We start from the raw sequence: 20,934 nt of genomic DNA, 5'->3' as shown, positions 1-20,934 counted from the left end.
ACTGACGTCGGCGGCCACGTAGGGGACCACAGCGGCCAGAGACGGGCCGCCGTGGTCTCCGCCGTCCTGGCCGTGGTGCCGGGTAAGCAGCACGCACCCCGCCGGGTGAGTTGACCGGCGGGGTGTGTGGGTGCTCGAGGATGGTTCGGGCGTCAGCAGGGGGAGTTGGTCTGGGCGAGCAGGCCCATCCGCCAGGGCTTGCGGATGTAGTCGCCGTCGGCGTTGGGGTCTATGCCCTGGTAGACGTACTGCAGCCGGCACGGATAGCGCCGCCATGTGGTGTTGTCGATGGCCTCCTGGAGCAGCAGGTACTGGTTGCTGCCGGCGACCTTGTACACGTTGGTCGCCTCGAACAGGTTGTTCTTCGTGTCCGACATCACCATCTGCGTGTTCCCGAAGCCGTTGGGGAAGTTCGCCAGGCTGGTCTGGGCACGGTAGATGTGTCCGTTGTCGTCACTGAAGAACAGGTGGCAGTTGGTGGTGTCGCAGATGACCCAGAAGTCGATCCAGGTGCCGTCGCCCTAGTTGTCCTTGACGATCTGCGGCTCCTCGGACATGAGGAGGCGTGGCGCGGACCACGAGCGCGGGTCGGCGGGGCGCGGCCCGGTAGCCGGGGCCCATGGGCGAGGTGTCGAGGTAGGTGTGCGGCGCGGAGGCGGCCTGGGACCAGTCGTCGAAGTTGAACTGCACCAGGCTCCAGCCGGAGGGCCGGGCGGTCGTCGCGAGGGTCAGCCACTGGTTGTTGTGCCGCACGACGGAGAAGTCCTTGATCGCCACCACATCGGGGTGCTGGGCGTCCGGCTTCGGCCCGGCCAGAACACCGCTGGAGGACCACTGGAAACGTCGGCGGCAGCGCGCTGCCGCCGCTGTCGACGCGGACCGGCTGAGCACGTACCACGCGTTCGTATCCACCGTGGCCGCCTGCGCCGGCCCGGCGGCACCGATCCCGGTCAGGGGCGCTGCCAGTAGGGCGGACACCGAACGTCGTCCACTCCGCTCCCAAGGACAGGGCTTCTGCGACCGCGACGCGACCCTCAACTCCCGTTGAATTTGGGATTCGCGTCCCGCCTATGGACAGCACCACCCTCCGCACTCCCTAATACATCCCATGTCCTTGGGTTGTGCGGCGACATACGGTTCGCGCCGCCATCACCCCGAGGAACTCCGTCACACCGCGCGCCGTGTGGAGCGGCGAGGCAGCAGCACCGGCTGTACGAGCCGACGCCGGTCCACGCCGCTGCGGGCGTTGATGAGAGCGATCAGCAGGTCGACCGCTTCGGTACCCACCCGGTCCGGGCAAAGGCTGATCGTGGTGACGGGCGGGTTGGTCGTCGCGTATTCCGGATCCTCGCTGACACACGCCACCAGCAGGTCCCGCGGCACCCGCAGACCGTGGTGCCGAGCGGCGGCGAGGATGTTGTGACCGGAGTCGGAGTAGACGCCGATGACAGCGTCCGGTCTGGGATCGCGGTGGAGCAGGCGACCGACCGCATCCTGTTCGGCCGTGAAGTAGTCCGGCAGCGAGGCGTACTCCTCCACAAGGGCGGGCATGCGGTGTTCGTCGCACCAGGACCGGTAGGCGTGTGCGATCAGGCGCGGGTACTCGTCGTCGTGGAGGGGCAGGGAGAGCCCGATCCGCTGGGCGCCGGACTCCGTCAGGTGGTCGAGCAGGAGGCGAAGGCCCGACTCGTGGTCGGAGTCCACCCATGCGTCGCACGCGTGCGGCCGTGGCGGCCGGCCTTCGCTGATCATCGGAATGCCGCGCTCCCGCAGGATGGAACGCACCGGGTCGTCGGCGCGCGGTCCGACGTGGATGACGCCGTCCATCGGAGTGGTGAGCCACATCCACGGTGACAACGAACTCGGCATCACCATGAGCATGTAGCCGCGCTCGTGCGCCGCTGCCATGGCGCCCAGCGTCAGCTCCGCGTAGTACGGGATCACGGTGTACGGGACGGGAAGGTCGCCGTACGTGGTCATGGTCAGACCGAGGACGCCGGTGCCCCCGCGGGCCAGGGCCCGGGCCGTGCCGGCCGGTGCGTAACCGAGTTCGCGTGCCGCGGCCAGCACGCGCTGCCTGGTCGCCTCGGACAGCCGTCCGGTGCCGTTGAGCGCGTTCGACACCGTGGCCGTGGACACCCCTGCGCGTGCGGCCACGGCGCCGAGCGTGGGACGCCGCCAGGCCCGAGAGCTCTCCATGCACACCCCAACTGCCCGGTGACCGCTTGAGGTTAGAACTTGATCACTCAGCCTAGCGGTCGCCGGGTGAGGAGTGATGAGATGCCGGGTCTCGGCGAGGTGGTCGAGAACCTCCGGCTCCGGTACGTCGCAGAGGGTTTGCCTCAGCCACTGTCCCGTGGGCGACTCGGATCATCGCCGCGGCCCTGGTCGTCGGCAGCATCAGCGTGCCGGCCGCCGCCGACGCCATGGCCAGGAAACGAGCGCTCCTGATTGTCACGTGCGCTCCCCTCCCTCTTGGTCCCCCTGGGTCGATATCAGTGTGGGAAGGGGGAGGGCCGGAAACGGTGTCGGCCGATGGTCCATGGCTGGGCGGCGAAGGTATGAGGCGGGCTAAACAGGCGTCGACGCCGACGGCACGAACGGTGCCCCGTGTCCCGGCACGATCAGCGCCGGGCCGAGGGACAGGACCTTCTCCCTGGCTGCCCGCAGTTGCTCGCGGTCGGGCGCGAAGGGGTCGTCGGCGGGCCCCTCGGCGGTCCACCACAGATGGGTCAGGACCACCAGGCCCTCGGTGGCCCTGACCAGGGTGCTCACGTCCTCGGCGGTGTGGCCGGGGGTCGTCATGAGCGTGATCGACGGCGACAGCTGGTATCCGTCGGCATCACGGTCCTCCCAGACGTCGTTCTGGTAGATCGCCATGTGGTCGTGGAAGCGGGCTTCGGGGAACAGGGCCGCGTTCAGCGTGTGGTCCGGATGGTGGTGGCTGAAGATCACGTCGGTGACGTCTTCGGGGGTCAGTCCGTGGTGCGCGAGCGGGTCCAGGATGAGCCGGCGGTCCGCGACCATGCCGGGATCGGCGATCGCGACCGTCTCGCCGTCGACGAGCAGGGTGACGGTGCCGGCCACCCGCGTGTCGGCGTAGCCGGTGGTCAGGACGTGGAAGGCAGCGGTCATGAGGGGCTCCTCGGGTGATGGGTGATGGGTGAGGCGTGCGGCCGTACGAGCCGGTCACCGGGACAGAAGCACCCTCAAGCCGGTGAGCAGGGCGTACATCGCGTGCATGAAGGGCGCGCGCGACACCCTGGTGCGCGGACTCACCGTGGCACCGCGGTCGGCCGGCGCGGAAGAGCTCACCGGTGGGCAGGATGTTCATCCAGCCGAGAGTGGAGACCGCCGACGGGCGGGTGCTGCCGCTCGACGAGACACGCGGCGAGTGGTTCGCCCTCATCGGCTACGGCACCGATCCGCTCGTCCACCTGGATCCCGACAGCCGTGCCTTCTGGGACCGCATCTGCACGCTACCTCACCGTCGTCGAATCGCGCTCCGGCCGGTCCCGTACCGAGCGGCGCACGTCGACGACGGACTCGGTGACGGTGGAGGACGTCGACGGCGCCCTGCGGGCCTGGTTCGCCCTGCACCAGGGCGACGTCGCCGTCGTCCGCCCCGACCGGTATCTCGCGGCCCTGACCGAGCCCGGGACCTGGCGACGGTCACCGACACCTTCGAACGACTGAGGTCGGTGAGAGGCGTGCCGCACCACGCGCCATGGCTCGCGACCGCAGGTACGTCCTCGACTATCACAAGGTGATGGCGCGGTACGACTTCGATGTCCTGCAGGCAACGAACGGCCTGGTCAATGCCGCCTACCTGACACCCCGTACCCAGGAGATCCTTCAGGCGATCGAGATCGCCTTCCCGGAAGCGGGCATCGTCGCGTTCCAGGCCGGGCTGGACGCCTGGCGGGAGACCGTTGGTGCCACCGGCATCGAGCCGACCCGTCGCCGCCCATGAAGGCGGTTGGCGAATCACGCCCCGGCCGCCTTGATGAACTCGCGCACGGCGCTGCGCGGGTCCCCCGAGCGGACCAGTGCCTCGCCGACCAGCACCACGTCGGCTCCCCAACCGCGGTACTCCGCAACGTCCTTCGGACCCGTCACTCCCGATTCCGCGACCCTGACCGTGCCTTCCGGGATGGCCGTCACAAGGTCGGCGAACACTGTGCGATCCACGTCCAGCGTTGTCAGATCCCGCGCGTTGATGCCGAGAAGCTCGGCTCCCGCAGCCACACCGCGCCGCACTTCGTCTGCCGTGTGCGCCTCCACCAGCGGCGTCAGACCCAACTCCTTGCACAGCCCCATCAAGTCCGCGAGTTGGCCGTCGTCCAGCGAGACGACCATGAGAAGCGCAAGATCGGCGCCGTGCGCGCGGGCCTCCCACAGCTGATAGGGGTCGACGATGAAGTCCTTGCGCAGGACGGGCACGTCGACCCGGGCGCGTACGGCGTCCAGATCGGCGAGGGAGCCGCCGAAACGCCTGCTCTCGGTCAGGACGCTGATCGCAGCGGCACCGCCGGCCGCGTACTGGACCGCGAGGGACGCAGGGTCGGGGATGTCCGCCAGCGCACCCTTGCTGGGGCTCTTTCGCTTCACCTCGGCGATGATGGACACCCCGGGCGCCCGGAACGCGGGCAGCGGGTCGAGCGCGGGTGCCGCGTCCGCTGCCCGGGAGCGCAACTCCGCCAACGGTGTCGCCCGCTTACGTTGTTCCAAGTCCTCGCGAACTCCCGCGAGGATCCCGTCGAGAACGCTCATTGCCCTCTCCTTGTCGAGCTTGTCTGCGCCTGCGCGAGGCTCAGGCCAGGCCGAACCGCTCGGCGTGCACTTGCCGCTGGGGGACCTTCAGCCCGCGCAGGGCGCTGAGCACGGCCGAGGTCATAGTGGGCGGGCCGCAGACGTACACATCGCGTTCGGCGATGTCGGGAACCAGGGCACGGAGACTGTCCGGCTCGAACGGCGGGTTCCCCTCCCCCGTGCGGCCGGTGAGGAGGTGCAGCCGCCCACCGCGGGCCTCGACCAGGGCCCGTACCTCGTCGACCAGCACGGCGTCGCGCTCGCTGCGCACCCGGTAGAGCACGACGACGTCACCGACCGGTTCCTCCTCCAGCAGGGCTCGGACCGGCGTGATCCCCACTCCTCCGGCGATCAGCAGTGCGCCGGGCCGCGTTCGGTGCAACGAGGTGAACGCCCCGTACGGCCCCTCGACGAAGGCGCGGCTCCCGACCGGGACGTTCCGCAGGCCGACGCTGGTGCTGCCGACCGCCTTGGCGGTCAGGCGCAGTGAGCGGCCGTCAGGTGCCGCCGACAGCGAGAACGGGTTGGCCAGCCACCAGTGGTTGTGCCCGGGGAACCGCCAGATACAGAACTGACCTGCCCTGGTCGGCAGCTTGTCGAGATGGCGGCCGGTGACGTGCACGGACACCACGTCGTCCGACTCCGGCACCACCGCCGAGACCTCGAATCGGTGATAGGCGTTGCGCCACAGCGGCATCACGATCCGCCCCGTGACCAGGGCACCGAACGCGAACAGCCACAGGGCCCACCAGTAGGTCATCGCCAGCGTGGAGGAGCTGAAGGTCGTGGTCTCCTGCAACTGGTGGACGAACGCCAGCCCCAACGCCAGGTACAGCAGCAGGTGCACGCCGTGCCACGTCTCGTACCGCAGCCGCCGTCTCACCTGTCGGGCGGAGACCGCGGCGACCACGACGACGATCGCCGCGGCCAGCATCCCGAGCAGGGAGGCCGGCACCCCGGCCAGCGCGAAGAACGTCTTCGTCATCGGCGCGTCGTCGAGCCGCGCGTAGCCCAGCACCACCAGCACGGCGTGGGTGAGGAGGGTCCACAGCAGGGTGAAGCCGACCCACCGGTGCCAGACCGTCAACCGGTCCATGCCGATACGGCGGTCGAGCCACGGCAGCCGGGCCACCAGCAGCAGTTGGAACAGCATCAGCACGGCGGCGTGCAGGCCGAAGAACTTGGCGACCGTGAGCACCCCGTTCTTGCCGGTCCCGGAGGTGAGGAACAAGGCCTCGACGATCAGCAAGTTGGTGATGACAAACGTCCACAGCGCCCATCGCGCCGCAACGACCGGAGGAATGGTGCCCTGCCGCACCCGAGAAATCGTCGCCTCCACTGCTTCCCCTCTTCCCTCTGGTGGCCTTGAGTATCACCCTCGTGAACCCGTCAGGCACCCGTCTGGGCATCTGATCACTCCTCGGTACGTTGGATGATTAAGGTCTTAACCACAAGCCATCACAGGGAACACCAGCAACCGGACATGGGATGTTGACGCGTCGCCACCAGAGAGCCAGAGAGCGGCGAACAGGCCGCTGAGGCAGCGACCTTGGGGCGGAACAGCGCAGGGATCGCCCAGTACCGCCGATCCCTGATTCAGGGTATTCATGGGATGTTCCAGCTGACACAGACGGCGATCGGCCCCGCTGATTCAGCAATCACTCCCAGAAGAGGACGCTGCATGAGAAAGCCCTGGCTTCTCCCCCTGATCACGCTTGTGGCTGCCGTGCTCGGGACGACGGTGGCAAGTGTGACCCCTGCCTCCGCCGCCCCCAACACGCCTTTGCGGGTCATGCCGTTGGGCGACTCGATCACCTGGGGCGTAGGAAGCAGCACGGGCAACGGATACCGGGGGCCGTTGTGGGACAGGCTCGCGACGGACGGCCATCCGCTGGACTTCGTGGGCACGTTACGGGGCGGTTCGATGTCCGACCCCGACAACGAAGGCCACTCCGGATACAAGATCCACCAGATCGCCGCACTCGCCGACGCCTCGCTGACCCGCCACCGGCCCAACGTCGTCACGTTGAAAATCGGCACCAACGACCTCAACGAGAGCTACCAGGTCTCCACCGCCACCGCCCGGCTGAGGTCGCTGGTCGACCAGATCACCGCTGCCGCTCCCGACGCGACCGTCCTCGTGGCCTCCCTGGTCGTGTCCACCAGCGGCTCGGAGGAGCAGTACCGGGCCGCGTACAACCGGGCCATCCCCCAAATCGTGAACGACGCACAGGCCGCGGGCAAGCATGTCGCATACGTGGACATGAGCGGCCTGACCACGGCCGACCTGGCCGACACCCTGCATCCCAACGACGCGGGATACCGGAAGATGGCTGACGCCTTCCACCGCGGCATCCAGGCCGCGGACAACGCCGGATGGCTGAGGAACCCCGCCCCCACCGCCGCACGCGTGCAGTCCGGCACCACCGGCAAGTGCCTGGATGTCAACGGCGCCGGCACCGCCGACGGGACCGCCGTCCAGATCTGGAGCTGCGGCGACGGTGCCAACCAGTACTGGTCCGCCTACAGCGACGGCACCCTGCGCTCCATGGGCAAGTGCCTCGACGCCGCCGGCGCGGGCACGGCCAACGGCACCAAGGTGCAGATCTGGGCCTGCCACGGCCGCGCCAACCAGGTCTGGCAGCCCTACAACGGCGGCTACCGCAACCCCGCTTCCGGCCGCTGCCTCGACATTCCGGGCTTCTCCACGACCGACGGCACCCAGCTCCACCTGTGGGACTGCCACGGCGGCTCCAACCAGAAGTGGACCACTCTGACCACCGGATGACCCCCGCTCCCGGGAGATGAGCGAGAGAACAACCCGAAGAGATCGGGCGAGATGGGGGTGCCGGGCGCCGCGGTGTCGATGTCGATCACCGTCTCCACGAAGGTGCCGGAACTGGTCGCTGTCGTCGAACGCCTGCGGCTCACGCCGGAGTCCCCTCCGTATCGCCGGTGTGGAAGTGGACGGTGAGGGTCGCCGAGTGGGGGTGGAGACGGTGCTGCGGAAAGGCGTCGGGGCCGCAGGAGGCGCTGCCGAGTCCGTAGTGGGCCAGGTCAAGGGTGAGCCAGAGGGTGTCGTCCGGGACGAGATCGCTGGTGTGCCGTGCGGCCTCCATCGCCTCGGCCGTCCACGGCCGCAGGGACAGGTCGACGCCAGTGGGTGCGGAGAGGCTCAGGACCTGGCCGTCGGCCCAGCGGATCGCCGCTTCGCGCACGCCGCTGCGATTGCCGTTCTCCTGCGGGCGCACGTAGGGGGTCTGCAGTTCCTCCACGGTGGCGTGGAACCTGCCGAGGCGTGCGGCCCGCCTGCTGTCGGGGTAGGACTCGCCGGGCCCGTATCCGTACCAGTCGAGGCTCGCGGCGCCGCCGGGCAGACCGAGCCGGATCCCGAGTTTCGGCAGGGTGACCGGCTGCGGCGGCCCGTCTCCGTGGCGCGCGTCCTCGAAGTCGGTGGCGAGCCGGCCGACCGGGGTGAGGTCCAGCTTCAGCTCGACGCTGTCGGCTTCGTACGCGGTCCAGGTCCAGCGCGCCCGTACGCCTCCGTCCTGACCGGCAGCCCGGCTGACGGTGTCGACGATCAACCGATCACCGTGGACGGCACAGTCGACGGTACGGTGCACGAGCCGGTGCAGGCCCAGTTCCCTCCACAACCGCCCCTGCCCTTCGCCCCCGCGGTCGTTGTCCGTGAGGGCTCGCCAGAGGTCGAGCCGGGGAGCTACCAGCGCCAGGTCGCCGAACCGGACAAGTTCGCCGTAGGCAGTGAACTCAGCGTCACCCAATGACCATCCCCCTGCCGTGCGCTGCGGGCGGACCGGAGCCGGCGCCCGGCGCGGCGTCTCGCCCGGCGGCAACACCAGCTGAGTGAAGGCGATCTCGTGCCCGGCCGGGACCCCGTTGTGGTCCTTGGCCAGTACGGCGCGCACGGTCAGGATCTGCTCGCCGCCGGCCGACGGGGCCGTGGCCACGGCTTCGTCGAGGGCCACCTCATGGCTCGTGCGGGCCGCTATCGGTGGCAGGTCCAGGACGCCTTCCGCCGACAGCACCCCGTCAGCTTCCAGGCGCCAACCGAAGGCGAGGGCGGAGGTGTCGAGGAAGTCGAAGTCGTTGCTGATACGCAGCGTCGGCCGGCCAGATGCCTGCTCCAGTCGCATGCGCACGGGGGCGATGACGGCCTTGTACTCGACGAGGCCGGGTGAGGGCGTGCGATCGGGGAAGACCAGTCCGTCGGTGACGAAGTTGCCGTCGTGGACCGTCTCACCGAAGTCGCCACCGTAGGCGTAGAAGGGCCGGCCGGCGTACGGGCCGTCGGTGGTCTTCTGCAGGACGCCATGGTCGATCCACTCCCACACGAAGCCGCCGTGCATCCGGGGATACCGGTCGAACATCTCCTCGTACTCGGACAGGCCGCCCGGTCCGTTGCCCATCGCGTGCCCGTACTCACAGAGGATGAACGGCAGTTGGCGGCGATGTGCGTCGGCATCGGCGTCGACGGTGCGGGGCTCGGCGCGCATCCCGAGGAGAGCGCCCTCGTCGAGGGGGACGTACATCCGGCTGTAGACATCGACGTGGGAGCTGTCGTAGTCGCCCTCGTAGTGGACGAGGCGGTCCGGGTCGCGGCGGCGGGTCCACTCGGCCATCGCCCGGATGTTGTCGCCCTTGTCGGCTTCGTTGCCCATCGACCACATGACGACGCTGGGGTGGTTCTTGTCGCGTTCGACCATCCGCTGGACCCGGTCCAGGCAGGCGTCGCGCCAACGGTCGTCGGCGGAGGGGTTGTTCTTCCAGCCGAGCATGCCGAACCCGTGCGTCTCCAGGTCGCACTCGTCGATCACCCACAGGCCGTACTCGTCGCACAGGTCGAGGAACCGGGCATCGGGAGGGTAGTGGCTGGTGCGGACCGCGTTGATGTTGTGCCGCTTCATCAGCAGAACGTCGGCGCGCATGGTCTCCAGGTCGAGGGTGCGGCCGGTCTCCGGGTGCCATTCGTGGCGGTTGACGCCCCGGAAGCGGATGGGCGAGCCGTTGACGGTAATCATCCCGTCGACGACCCGGACCGTGCGGAAGCCGACGGAGAGGGTGACGGTCTCTCCCTCGGAGCGCAGGGTGCCCGCGTACAGCCGGGGCGTCTCGGCCGTCCATGGTTCGACGTCGGCGATCCTGCGCAGCTCGCCCACGGGGAGGCCGGTGATGCCGAGTTCGGGGAGGTCCACCACGGCGGGGACGCCGCACTCGACGAGCAGCAGTCCCTCGCCGGTGCGGTGGTCGAAGTCCGCGTGCACGAAGTGGTCGCCGATGGCGCCCACGGGCCGCTCGATCAGGTGGACGGAGCGGAAGATACCGGAGAGCCACCACATGTCCTGGTCTTCGAGGTAGCTGCCAGCGGACCACTGATGGACCCGTACGGCCACTACATTGCGGCCCTCCCGCAGCGCGGGGGTGGCGTCGAACTCGGCGGGCAGCCGGCTGCCGGTCGTCCAGCCGAGCTCCGTACCGTTCAGCCAGACCGTGCAGTGCGAGTCCACCCCCTCGAACCGCAGCACCCAGCGTGCGCCGGGAACGACGGAGTCAAGAGTGAACTCGCGGCGGTACTCGCCGGTGGGGTTGTCCTCCGGCGGGTGCGGCGGATCCACCGGGAAGGGGTAGGCGATGTTGGTGTAGGCGGGCAGACCGAAACGGCCCTGTCCCGCGTCCAGGAGGTCTCCGTTCTCGTCCCGCAGGCCTTCCATCTGCCACATGCCGGGGACGCGCAGATGGTCCCATGCCGAGTCGTCGAAACCGGGCTCCTGGAACCCTTCGGTCATCTCACTCACGGACGGGCTGAGCCGGAACCGCCAGCGACCGTCCAGATCGATCGTCCGCGCGTCACTGCGGGCGCTCGCCCTCGGCGCCTGACGCCCCTCGCCGGGGCTGAACGAGGCAAGTCGTCGGCTCGTCGGAGTGTGCAGGGTCATGGAACGCCCTCCGTGACGGCTCGATTGGTTACCAAACGAAGCTGGGTCAACCGAGCTGCGCCTGGACGGTGACGAACGAGTGCGGCGGCAGCGTCAGGGCCAGCCCCTGGCCGGTCGTCTTGAGACCGTCGAAGGGGCGTGGGCTGACCGTTTCCGGGGTGCCGGGGGTGTTGTGGTCCTGGAGCCGGTCGGCGGTCAGGATGCGGGCGATTGGCGCGACCACCGCTCCCCCGCGCAGATCGAGTGTCACCTCGGCCGGCTCCTCGGCGTCCAGATTGGACAGTGAGATCAGTACGGTGCCGTCCTTGATGCTGGCCGAGGCGGACAGCGTGTCGAGCTCGGCGTCGCCCACCCGGCGCCGGGCATCCTCGGCGCGCAGGTGCACGGCGAGCGAAGTGGCCTCCTGGTGGCCCTTGTTCATCTCGAAGACGTGGTACGTAGGGGTGAGGACGAGCGCGTCCCCGTCGGTGAGCAGCATGGCCTGCAAGACGTTGACGGTCTGGGCGATGTTGGCCATGTACAGGCGTGCGGCGTGCTTGTGGAAGATGTCGAAGTGCGTGCTCGCCACGAGCGCGTCGCGCAGGGTGTTCTGCTGGAAGAGGAAGCCCGGGTTGGTGCCCGGTTCTACGTCCCACCAGGTGCCCCACTCGTCGAGGACCAGGCCGACCCTGCGGCCCGGGTCGTAGACGTCCATGACGGCGGAGTGGCCGGTGAGGATGCGGTCGACCCTGCGGGCGGCAACCATCGTGCGGTAGTAGGTGTCCGTGTCGAACTCGGTGGCGCTGCCCTTCGCTTCCCAGGCACCGGCGAGCGTGTAGTAGTGCACGGACAGGCCCTGGAAGAAGTTCTTCGGGGTGGCCTCGCAGCCGAAGCAGCTGATCTGCTGCATCAACGTCTCGGTCCACTTGTAGTCGTCGTCGGAGGCGCCCGAGGCGATGCGGTAGAGCTTGTTGTCGCCGTGGTCGCGGCAGTACGTGGCGTACTGGCGGGCCAGGTCCGCGGAGTACTCGGCGCGCATGTTGCCGCCGCAGCCCCAGGTCTCGTTGCCGATGCCCCAGAACTTCACCCGCCAGGGCTCGTCGCGGCCGTTGGCCCTGCGCAGCCTGGCCATGGGGCTGTCGCCGTCGCGGGTGAGGTACTCGACCCACTCGCTCATCTCCTGGACGGTGCCGGAGCCGACGTTGCCGCTGATGTACGGCTCGGTGCCCAAGAGTTCACACAGGGCCATGAACTCGTGCGTGCCGAAGTGGTTGTTCTCCTCGACGTCGCCCCAGTGGGTGTTGACCATCCGGGGGCGTTGGCCGCGGGGGCCGATGCCGTCCTTCCAGTGGTACTCGTCGGCGAAACAGCCGCCGGGCCAGCGGAGGTTGGGGATGTTCAGGGCGCGCAGCGCGTGGACGACGTCCAGACGGATACCGCCCTCGTTCGGGATCGCCGAGTCCTCGCCGACCCAGAAGCCGCCGTAGATGCAGCGGCCGAGGTGCTCGGCGAAGTGACCGTAGAGGTGGCGGCTGATCGTCGGGCCCTCGATGTCGAGGTTGATGACCGCGGTGGCGTTGGGCACGGACGTACTCCTGCGTCGATGGCGTGCGGGAGGGTGTGGTGGAGTGCGGGGAGGCCTCGTTCGATGCGCTGAAAACGGTTAGCAACCGGTTTCTTGTAGCGGTAAAGAGGACGCTGTCATCGTCCCGTCGGAAGGGTCAAGAGGCTTGCGACAAGATCCCGTTACCCGCGTGAGTATCCGGTCGGATCGATACATTTGGGTTTCCCCAACCGGTTTCCAGTGATGGGGTGTCGGGGGCGTGACCACCGCGTCCGTGGGCCGTACCCACAGGCGCAGTTCTACGACTGGACGCACACTGCCCCTTGAGAAGAACCCTGAGAAGAACAGAGGACATGCCTTGCCGTACATCATTCGCCTGGGCGGCCTGGAGCGGCACACCCCCGACGAGATCCTCCGCATCGAGCCCTGGGGACCACACGGCGTCCGAGTCCGGGCCTCGGCCGGGGCCATCGATCCCGACGCCCCCGAAGCGCTGGAGGACCACCCGCCCTCCCCGCAGGCCGAGCTCTCGGTGTCGGACGACGGCTCCGCCCGGCTGGTCAATGGCCGCCTCGCCGTCGAGGCCGCGGCGGACGGCCGGCTGAGGTTCCTGCACGCCGGTTCGGGCCGTGAACTGCTCGCCGAAAAGCGCCCGTACACCCACTACGAAGGCCCTCGCGTCCATGCGGCGGGCGGCCGGACGAAGCAGCACTTCGAGGCGTACGACGGCGAGCGGCTGCACGGCCTGGGCCAGCATCTGCACGGGCTCCTGGACCAGAAGGGCTGTGTGATCGACCTCGTCCAGGGCAACACCGTGGCCACCATCCCCTTCCTGCACTCCTCGCGCGGCTACGGCCTGCTGTGGAACAACCCCGCCACCGGCCGTGTCGAACTGGGCACCGACACGACCCGGTGGGTCGCCGACGGCGGCGGGCGCGTCGACTACTGGGTCACCGCGGGCGACACCCCGGCCCAGATCATCGACGCGTACACCCTGGTCACCGGACGCCCGCCCCTCCTCCCCGAGTGGGCGTCCGGCTTCTGGCAGTCGAAGCTGCGCTACCGCACCCAGAACGAACTCCTCGCGGTGGCACGGCAGTACAAGGAGCGCGGGCTGCCGCTGTCCGTCATCGTCTGCGACTGCTTCCACTGGCCGAGCATGGGCGACTGGCGCTTCGAGGAGAGCGAGTGGCCCGATCCCGCCGCCATGGTCAAGGAGCTGACCGAACTCGGGGTGCGGCTCGCGGTCTCGGTGTGGCCGACCGTCGAGCCCGGCAGTGACACGTTCGACGAACTGCGCGCGTCCGGACACCTCGTACGGGACGCGGACGGCGGCCTCCTCACCTTCCCGTGGCCGTCGCGCAGTGCCGAGGAGCCGATGCGCCCGATGGCGTACTACGACGCCACGCACCCGCGAGCACGCGCGGCACTGTGGGAGCGATTGAACGACAACTACCGCTCGCTGGGCGTGAGTTGCTTCTGGCTGGACGCCTGCGAGCCCGATCTGAGCCGGAGGTCGCCGAGCGCGCCGTCTACGCGGCCGGGCCGGGTGCCGAGGCCGCGCACCTGTACCCCGTGCTGCACACCCGCACGGTCGCCGAGGGCCTGGCCGAGGCGGGCGACGACCGGCCGCTGTCCCTGGTCCGGTCCGCGTGGGCCGGCAGCCAGAAGTAACGGGGCCGCACTGTGGTCCGGCGACATCCCCACCACCTTCGACTCCCTCGCCCGCCAGATCAGGGCCGGGCTGAACGTCGCGATGAGCGGCATCCCCTGGTGGAACACCGACATCGGCGGCTTCGGCGGCGGCAACCCGGACGACCCCGCCCATCGCGAGGTGCTGATCCGGTGGTTCCAGTACGGCACCTTCAGCCCCGTCATGCGCCTGCACGGCGACCGTGAGCCCAACCACCCCACGTTCTCCGCGGACATGAGCGGCGGGCCGAACGAGGTCTGGTCCTACGGCGAAGAGGCGTACAGCATCCTCCGGGAGCACCTGCAACTGCGCGAGCGGCTGCGCCCGTACCTGAGGGACCTGTCCGAGGAGGCCCACCGCACCGGCGCCCCGCCGATGCGCCCGCTGTTCTTCGACTTCCCCGACGACGAGCGCGCCTGGGACGTGGACGACCAGTTCCTGCTCGGTCCCGACGTTCTGGTGGCGCCCGTGTACGAGGCGGGCGCGCGGACCCGCCGGGTGTATCTGCCGTCCGGAGCGCGCTGGCTGGACCCCGCCACCGGAAGCGTGGTGGAGGGCGGTACGACGCTCGACGCCGAGGCCCCGCTGGAGCGCATTCCCGTGTTCGTACGCGAAGGGGCAGCCGTCGCGGCGCAGTTGCTGAGTGCTTACGGCGGTCAAGCGAGCGATTCCTGACAAGGAGACGAGCACCCATGCAATCACTCTCCCGCAGCGCGGTACACCTTCTCCCCGGCCCGTTCCTGGACGCACAGGCCACCGCCCTCGGCTACCTGCTGTCCCTCGACACCGACCGGCTCCTCGCACCCTTGCGGCGTGAGGCCGGCCTGGCGCCGGTCGCCGAGTCCTACGGCAACTGGGAGAACTCCGGTCTCGACGGCCACACCCTCGGGCACGCGCTGTCGGGTGCCGCTCTCATGAGTGCGGTAACGGACGATCCCCGGCCAAGAGCCATGGTGGACCGTCTGGTTCAGGGTGTCGTCGAGTGCCAGGACGCCCTGGGCACCGGCTACGTCGGGGGCATTCCTGACGGCGTTCGGCTGTGGCAGCGGGTGGCGGCGGGGCAGGTGGAGCGGGACTCGTTCGAGCTCGGTGGTGCCTGGGTCCCCTGGTACAACCTGCACAAACTCTTCGCCGGCCTGCTGGACGCCCACCGGCACGCCGGTTCGGATCTGGCGCTGACCGCCGTCCGGCGGCTGGGCGACTGGTGGGACCAGGTGGCCGCGGGGATGGACGACGACACCCACGAAGCGATGCTCCGCACGGAGTTCGGCGGGATGTGCGAGGCGTTGGCGGACCTCGCCGACGTCACCGGCACGGAACGCTACGCCGCCCTGGCACGGCGCTTCCTCGACCGGTCCCTGCTCGGCCCGTTGCGCGAGCACCGCGACGTCCTCGACGGGATGCACGCCAACACCCAGATCGCCAAGGTCGTCGGGTACCAGCGGCTCGGCGAGGTCGGCGGCGACCCCGGCCTGCGGGACGCCGCCCGGTTCTTCTGGCAGACGATGACCCGGCACCGGGCGTACTCCTTCGGCGGCAACTCGGTACGCGAACACCTGCACCCCCGCGACGACTTCAGCTCCGCGCTCGAGTCGCCGGAGGGCCCCGAGACCTGCAACACCTACAACATGCTCAAGCTGAGCCGCGCGCTGTTCCTCGAAGAGCCGGACGCCGAGGTGCTCGATCACTACGAGCGCGCGACGGTCAACCACATCCTGTCGTCCCTGCATCCCAAGGGCGGGCTGGTGTATTTCACGCCGGTGCGGCCGGGCCACTACCGCGTGGTGTCGACTCCCCAGAACTGTTTCTGGTGCTGCGTCGGCACCGGGCTGGAGAACCACGCGAAGTACGGCGAGTTGGTGTACACCGCCGAGGGTGACGACCTGTTCGTGAACCTCTTCATCGCCTCCAGGCTCAGCCTGCCCGAACGGAACCTGGTGCTGGAGCAGACCGGCACGGCTCCGTACGACGACGAGGTGAGACTCGTGGTGCACGAGGCTCCCGCCACCGCTGTGGCGATCCACATACGCGTCCCCGGCTGGCATGAGGGGGCACCAGACGTCCGTATCAACGGTGCGCCGCCCGAAGGAGAAACGGCCCGGCTCGGGACAGACGGACAGCCCCTGACCTACGTGCGTCTCGAGCGGCAGTGGCGCGAAGGGGACACGGTCACCATGCGCCTTCGTCCGCGCATCAGCGCCGAGTTGCTCCCCGACGGCTCGCCGTGGGTGTCGTTCCGCTACGGGCCCACTGTCCTCGCGGCCGAGGGCGACCGGGGCGACCTGGTCGGGCTCTTCGCCGACGACTCCCGCATGGGTCATGTCGCCGGCGGCCCGTTGCGCCCCCTGGAGCACCTGCCCGTCGTACTCGCCCCGAGCGCCTCCGATCCGGCGGCCGGCGTACGCCGACTCGCCCCGGACCGGCTGGCGTTCGCCCTGGATCACGTGGACGCGCGACCGGGCGAGTCCCTCACCCTCGTACCGTTCTCCGGCATCCACGACTCCCGCTACCACCTCTACTTCCCCCTGGCAGAACCGGAACGTCTCCAGGAACGGCGGGCGGAGCTGCGCGCGGCCGACGAAGTGGCACTCGCGCTGCATGACCGAACCGTTGACGCCGTTGCCGCCGGACAGCAACAGCCCGAAAGCGACCACCGGTTCGAGGGACAGGACACATGGTCGGGCCTCACCGACGGGCTGACGTGGCGGGCCGCCACTGGATGGTGGTCCTACCGCCTGACAGACCCGGAAGGCACCGCCACCGGCCTGCAGGTGACCCACCTCTCCGACCCGAGTGCCGGATCGACCCGTGTGCTGGTCGAAGGCCATGTGCTGGCCACGCTCACGCCCTCGTCGCATTCCGTGGGCGAGGAAATCTCCCAGGTGCTCCCGCTGGACGCGAACCGTAGTGCCGGGACTGCCGAGATCCGGTTCGAGGCGGCTGGCTCCGCAACCACCATCCGGCTGCGCGAAGTACGCCTGGTGCGCTGACGTGACCGCGGCTGAAGCGGTGCGCGGCCGTCCGCTGTACTGCGGACGGCCGCGCGTATGGGCGTGCCGGGTCTGAGGGCTGTCAGGCCTTGCCGAGCAGGCGCCAGATCTGGTTCTTCTTGTTGTTCAGTGCGCTCGCCGGGTCGCAGGTCCACTGGTGGATCTTCGCGTTGGGTGCCGTCGAGATCTCGCTGACGTCGACGCACTTGCCGCTGTGGACGGCGGACAGTTGGTAGTCCTTGCTGTTGCCCAGCGCGGTGACGGCGTTGAGGGTGAACATCTGGTTGGTGGCGCCGTTGCAGGTGTACTGGATGACGGCGGCGCCGTTGGCCGTGGAGCGGCCCGAGACGTCCAGGCACTTGCCGCTGTGCTGGTTGACCACCGTGTAGGTGTTCTCCCGGCCCGCGACCGGCTTGAAGTCGAACATCTGCTGGTAGCCGCCCTCGCAGTGGTACTGCTGGTACTGCGTGCCGTTGGCGGTGGACAGGTTGGTGTCGTCCAGGCACTGACCGCTGTGCTGGACGACGGCGACGGTGGAGACGGTGGTGTTCGACGGCGGCAGCAAGGTGACCGTGTAGCCGTCAGAGGCATTCGTCCACGGCACGCTCAGCGAAGCCGAGTTGCCGCTCACGGTCAGGGTCTGGTCGGAGACGGTGACCGGCCCCGTCACCGCGCCGCCGCCGTTGTTCGGTACGCGCTGGACTATCGCGCGGACCCGGCCGTTCTCCAACACCGAGGTGGTGTCGAGACCGTCGAGTTTGACGGTGACGTTGCCGGTGTTGCCGTTGCTGCCCAGCAGGATCTTCGCGTTGCGAGCCGTGTTGTCCTTCGTCGCCAGCCCGTCGGTGTTCGTACCGGGCGTAACCTTCACGATGTTCCCGGTCTGCGAGCCGTAGTACCGGTAGAGGAACCACTCGCCCAGTGGCAGGTACTGGCCGGCGCTGTTCTTGGTGAGCAGGTTCGCCTGGAAGTCGTGCAGGTTGTTCGCGGACGCCCAGTTGGCGCGCAGACCGTCGGCCCCGGCCCGCTCCAGGCGGGAGATGTACCAGCCGCCACGGCCCGGGGTCTGCTCGTCGGGGTTGGCGTACTCGTTGACCTGGAACGGCCGACTTGTGGTCATCGACCGGGCCGCCAGCTTCGACCTGACGGCGCCCGCGTCCACGACGGGGTCACCGGGCAGGTCGTGCCAGCTGTAGATGTCCGGCTCGACGTTGTTGGCCTTGACGTAGTCCAGATACGTGTTCCACCAGGACGAGCCGCCCGACGCGGGCTTGCCGGCGGTGCTGGGACCGACGATCACCGCGTTCGGGAAGACCGCACGGATCCGCTGGTAGGCACGCTTCCACATCTCCAGGTACTGGGCCTGTGGCCGGTCCCAGAAGGGATACCAGTCGGGTTCGTTCCAGATGTCCCACTGGATGTCGGTCATGCCGGCCGCCTTCGCGTCAGCGAGGAGACGGTCGTAGAAGGAGTCGAAGAGGGTCCAGTCGCCGTTGTCACCGGGGAAGGTGGGGCTGGTGGTCCCGTCGGCGCCCCACAGGTCGTGCGGCAGGATGACGAAGGTCCCGCCGAGGGCCTTGGTGCGCTCGTACTGGGCTTGGGTGGAATTCCACCGGCGGTCGTACTTGCCGGCGACCCAGCCACCGGGGTTGTCCAGTTGTGCGCCGCCGGCCCGCATGAACTGCCACTTGATGTCCTTGTAGAAGTGCTCCTGGGGCAGCGAGCCGTTCTCGGTCATCCCGTAGATGGTCCCCGAGGCACGGTAGGTGGGGGCGCCCCCGGCGGTGGAGAAGTCGACGGCCACGGTGGTGTCGGCGGCGTGCGCGCCGGTGGCGGGCATCAGGGTCGTGGCCAGAACGGCGAGGAGGACGCCGGTGGACGGGACCGCTCGGCGCGTGATTCTGGATCCGGCGTGTATCCGGGGCGAGTGCATGTGCGGCTCCTGAAGGGGGGAGGACCGGGGACCGTCGCGGGCCCCGGGGCTGGGTGGGAGGCAGCCGGTCAGTGACTGCCTCGGTGTGCGTGTGCTTCGGCGAGGAGGAGGTAGCTGCTGGCGGTCCAGGTGTAGGCGCGGTCGCGCAGCCCGGTCCCCGTGAGGGCGTCGAAGTTCTCGGCGAAGCCGTGGGTCTCGCACAGGGCCCGGAAGCGGGCACTGATGTCGTCGGCCAGGCGGTGGTGGCCGGCGCGGCGCAGGCCGTCCTCGACGAGGACGGTGGCGGGGGCCCAGATGGGGCCGCGCCAGTAGCCGTCGGCGAGGTAGTGCGGCGAGGCGGTCAGTTCGGTGGCGAGGCCGTACGGGGTCAGGTGGGCCTTTATGTGGTCGGCGAGGGCACTGCTGACATCGCCGGGCAGGTGCTCACCCAGGACGATGGGCATCAGGTCCAGGAGGCTGGCGCTGCTCCAGGTGTCCCCGGTCGCGGCTGACCGGGCGACGAACCGCTCGCCGGTCCAAAGCTGCTCCAACAGCGCTGTCTGGATCTCCCCGGCCGTACGGCTCCATCTCAGTGCCTCGTCGTCCCTGCCCAACTCAGCTGCGAGATCGGCGAGTTCACGCAACTGAAGGACGAGGAAGGCGGACAGGTCGGCGGTGACGACGACCCGTTCGGGGTCGAAGGTGGTGGCGTTGTCCCAGCCGCTGTCGTTGCCATGCTGGTAGTGGGGCAGGGCGTCGTGGGGTGCGCGTCGTGCCGTGAGCCAGAACCGTGTCCAGCGCTCCAGCCGGTCGTATGCCCCGGCCAGTTCCGCCGCGGAGGGCAGGGTGGGCAGCCGGCGACGCAGGTGGCCGAACGCCCAGCCGTGGATGGGCGGTTTGACGAAGTTGTAGAGCACCTCGGAGTGGGTGACGGAATCGGGCAGGGCGCCGCTCGCGTCCTGGTGGTCGAAGGGCAGGGCGAACTGGTCCAGGGCCAGTTCGGGGCGACCGGGCGCCAGAGCCAGGGCGTTGAAGCAGTGGTCCCAGCTCCAGACCTTGTCCATCCAGTGCTTGGACATCAGCACGGCGGGCCGCGAGATGAGGCCGGTCGGGCGTACGGTCGCCGACCAGACCACATACGCGGCGAGTTCGGCGGCCGGTGTGGCGGCCGAGCGCCAGGGGGCCACCGCGTCGACGAAGTCCATGAAGGACCTCCGCGCGGCCTCGACCACCTCGTCGAACGCCGTCGAGGACGCGTAGGGCGGGCGTGAGGTGTCGAGTTCGTCGATCGCGATCTCCCAGACCCCGTCCGCCTCCGCGGTCACGGCGACACCACGGTCGGCGCTGCCCAGCGCCTGGGCCCCCGCCGTGTCGGTGACGGTGCCGGACAGCACGGTGACGCGGTAACGGCGTCCGGTCTCGTACGACGAGAACACATGCCCCTGCGCGGCCGGGTCGTGGAAGAAGTACATGCCGCTGAACGGGGTCAGGGTCCGCGCGGCCGCGAAGACGCCGATGCCCAGGCCGCTCCCCCGCAGCCGTACGGTGTCCGGCGACTCGTAGGCGAGGTCGACCCGTCCGTTCCGGCCGACCCAGCTGAGCAGACCCGGTGTCGCCTCGACGCGGGTCTCGGCGCGGTCACCCGCCGCCGGGTCCAGGGGGATCAGGCGCAGGACGGCGTGCATGCCGTTCTGGTGCGAGACGAGGTGGAGGTCCTCGGCGTACGTCTTCTCCGCCACCACGGGCGAGATGTCGAACCAGGAACCGTACGTGCTGAACGGGACATCGTGGACGGAGAAGGGCGGGCCGGATCGGTCGGCGGTCATGCAGCGGCACTCGTTTCTCGAGCAGGGGGCACCGGCCGGCCGGGAGCGGCCGGGGCAGTGGTGACGGGATGGAGGGGCTCGGCCTTCAGGCACTTGGCCCCTCGCGGCACTCAGTCCTTGACGGCTCCGGCGGTCACGCCGGCGGCGACGTAGCGCTGGGCGAGGACGAGGATCACCGTGGCGGGCAGGGAGGCCACGACGGCG

15 protein-coding genes are annotated in these 20,934 nt (G+C 69.3%); 5 read left to right on the top strand and 10 right to left on the bottom strand.

Annotated features, from left to right (window positions below; all coding sequences use genetic code 11):
* Nucleotides 1–152: 152 nt before the first annotated feature.
* The 4 genes from AB0I98_RS41450 to AB0I98_RS41435 form a co-directional block, all read right to left on the bottom strand.
* Nucleotides 153–467 carry a non-reducing end alpha-L-arabinofuranosidase family hydrolase gene (locus tag AB0I98_RS41450; protein WP_362951022.1) on the bottom strand — a complete coding sequence of 105 codons (315 nt, stop codon included), beginning with the start codon at nucleotides 465–467 and terminating at the stop codon, nucleotides 153–155.
* A complete protein-coding gene (locus AB0I98_RS41445; RefSeq protein WP_362950984.1) occupies nucleotides 454–978 on the bottom strand; it encodes a hypothetical protein in 525 nt (174 codons plus the stop codon). Before AB0I98_RS41445 ends, AB0I98_RS41450 begins: the two co-directional genes overlap by 14 nt.
* A 189-nt stretch (nucleotides 979–1,167) precedes the next feature.
* The gene (locus AB0I98_RS41440; protein ID WP_362950982.1) at nucleotides 1,168–2,157 is read right to left on the bottom strand and encodes a LacI family DNA-binding transcriptional regulator; all 990 of its coding nucleotides are present in this window, start codon (nucleotides 2,155–2,157) and stop codon (nucleotides 1,168–1,170) included.
* Between the two features lie 414 nt (nucleotides 2,158–2,571).
* Nucleotides 2,572–3,135 (bottom strand): MBL fold metallo-hydrolase, encoded by a 564-nt coding sequence (locus AB0I98_RS41435; protein WP_362950980.1) that lies wholly within the window; start codon nucleotides 3,133–3,135, stop codon nucleotides 2,572–2,574.
* Nucleotides 3,136–3,453: 318 nt separating this feature from the next.
* Between AB0I98_RS41435 and AB0I98_RS41430 the strand changes: the two genes are divergently transcribed.
* Together AB0I98_RS41430 and AB0I98_RS41425 are read left to right on the top strand one after the other, a co-directional pair.
* Entirely contained in the window at nucleotides 3,454–3,696 is a 243-nt protein-coding gene (locus tag AB0I98_RS41430) for a hypothetical protein (RefSeq protein WP_362950978.1), read from the top strand.
* Between the two features lie 31 nt (nucleotides 3,697–3,727).
* Nucleotides 3,728–3,973, top strand: coding sequence for a hypothetical protein (locus AB0I98_RS41425; protein ID WP_362950976.1), 246 nt, complete (start codon nucleotides 3,728–3,730; stop codon nucleotides 3,971–3,973).
* A 14-nt stretch (nucleotides 3,974–3,987) separates the two neighbouring features.
* Here the strand turns inward: AB0I98_RS41425 and trpC are convergent, their stop codons facing one another.
* Nucleotides 3,988–4,773 carry an indole-3-glycerol phosphate synthase TrpC gene (gene trpC, locus AB0I98_RS41420; RefSeq protein ID WP_362950974.1) on the bottom strand — a complete coding sequence of 262 codons (786 nt, stop codon included), beginning with the start codon at nucleotides 4,771–4,773 and terminating at the stop codon, nucleotides 3,988–3,990.
* A gap of 40 nt (nucleotides 4,774–4,813) precedes the next feature.
* On the bottom strand, nucleotides 4,814–6,130 hold the full coding sequence (locus AB0I98_RS41415; protein WP_362950971.1) for a ferredoxin reductase family protein: 1,317 nt from the start codon (nucleotides 6,128–6,130) through the stop codon (nucleotides 4,814–4,816).
* A 363-nt stretch (nucleotides 6,131–6,493) separates the two neighbouring features.
* Between AB0I98_RS41415 and AB0I98_RS41410 the strand changes: the two genes are divergently transcribed.
* Nucleotides 6,494–7,600, top strand: a complete 1,107-nt coding sequence (locus AB0I98_RS41410; protein ID WP_362950969.1) for a ricin-type beta-trefoil lectin domain protein — start codon at nucleotides 6,494–6,496, stop codon at nucleotides 7,598–7,600.
* Nucleotides 7,601–7,739: 139 nt separating this feature from the next.
* Here the strand turns inward: AB0I98_RS41410 and AB0I98_RS41405 are convergent, their stop codons facing one another.
* Nucleotides 7,740–10,766 (bottom strand): glycoside hydrolase family 2 TIM barrel-domain containing protein, encoded by a 3,027-nt coding sequence (locus AB0I98_RS41405; protein ID WP_362950967.1) that lies wholly within the window; start codon nucleotides 10,764–10,766, stop codon nucleotides 7,740–7,742.
* Between the two features lie 46 nt (nucleotides 10,767–10,812).
* Nucleotides 10,813–12,330, bottom strand: a complete 1,518-nt coding sequence (locus AB0I98_RS41400; protein ID WP_362950965.1) for an alpha-L-arabinofuranosidase C-terminal domain-containing protein — start codon at nucleotides 12,328–12,330, stop codon at nucleotides 10,813–10,815.
* Between the two features lie 337 nt (nucleotides 12,331–12,667).
* On the opposite strand from AB0I98_RS41400, the gene AB0I98_RS41395 reads away from it, so the two are divergent.
* Together AB0I98_RS41395 and AB0I98_RS41390 are read left to right on the top strand one after the other, a co-directional pair.
* Entirely contained in the window at nucleotides 12,668–14,677 is a 2,010-nt protein-coding gene (locus AB0I98_RS41395) for a TIM-barrel domain-containing protein (protein ID WP_362950963.1), read from the top strand.
* A 17-nt stretch (nucleotides 14,678–14,694) separates the two neighbouring features.
* On the top strand, nucleotides 14,695–16,992 hold the full coding sequence (locus AB0I98_RS41390; protein ID WP_362950961.1) for a glycoside hydrolase family 127 protein: 2,298 nt from the start codon (nucleotides 14,695–14,697) through the stop codon (nucleotides 16,990–16,992).
* Nucleotides 16,993–17,074: 82 nt separating this feature from the next.
* On the opposite strand, the gene AB0I98_RS41385 is transcribed toward AB0I98_RS41390, so the two are convergent.
* Nucleotides 17,075–18,925, bottom strand: a complete 1,851-nt coding sequence (locus tag AB0I98_RS41385) for an RICIN domain-containing protein (RefSeq protein WP_362950959.1) — start codon at nucleotides 18,923–18,925, stop codon at nucleotides 17,075–17,077.
* Nucleotides 18,926–18,993: 68 nt separating this feature from the next.
* Nucleotides 18,994–20,730 carry a trehalase family glycosidase gene (locus AB0I98_RS41380; RefSeq protein WP_362950956.1) on the bottom strand — a complete coding sequence of 579 codons (1,737 nt, stop codon included), beginning with the start codon at nucleotides 20,728–20,730 and terminating at the stop codon, nucleotides 18,994–18,996.
* Nucleotides 20,731–20,934 lie beyond the last annotated feature (204 nt).

This window comes from Streptomyces sp. NPDC050211 (assembly GCF_040656035.1).
Classification (GTDB): domain Bacteria; phylum Actinomycetota; class Actinomycetes; order Streptomycetales; family Streptomycetaceae; genus Streptomyces.
The sequence above is the reverse complement of the archived record's forward strand: the minus strand, read 5'-3'. Positions and strand labels throughout refer to the sequence as shown.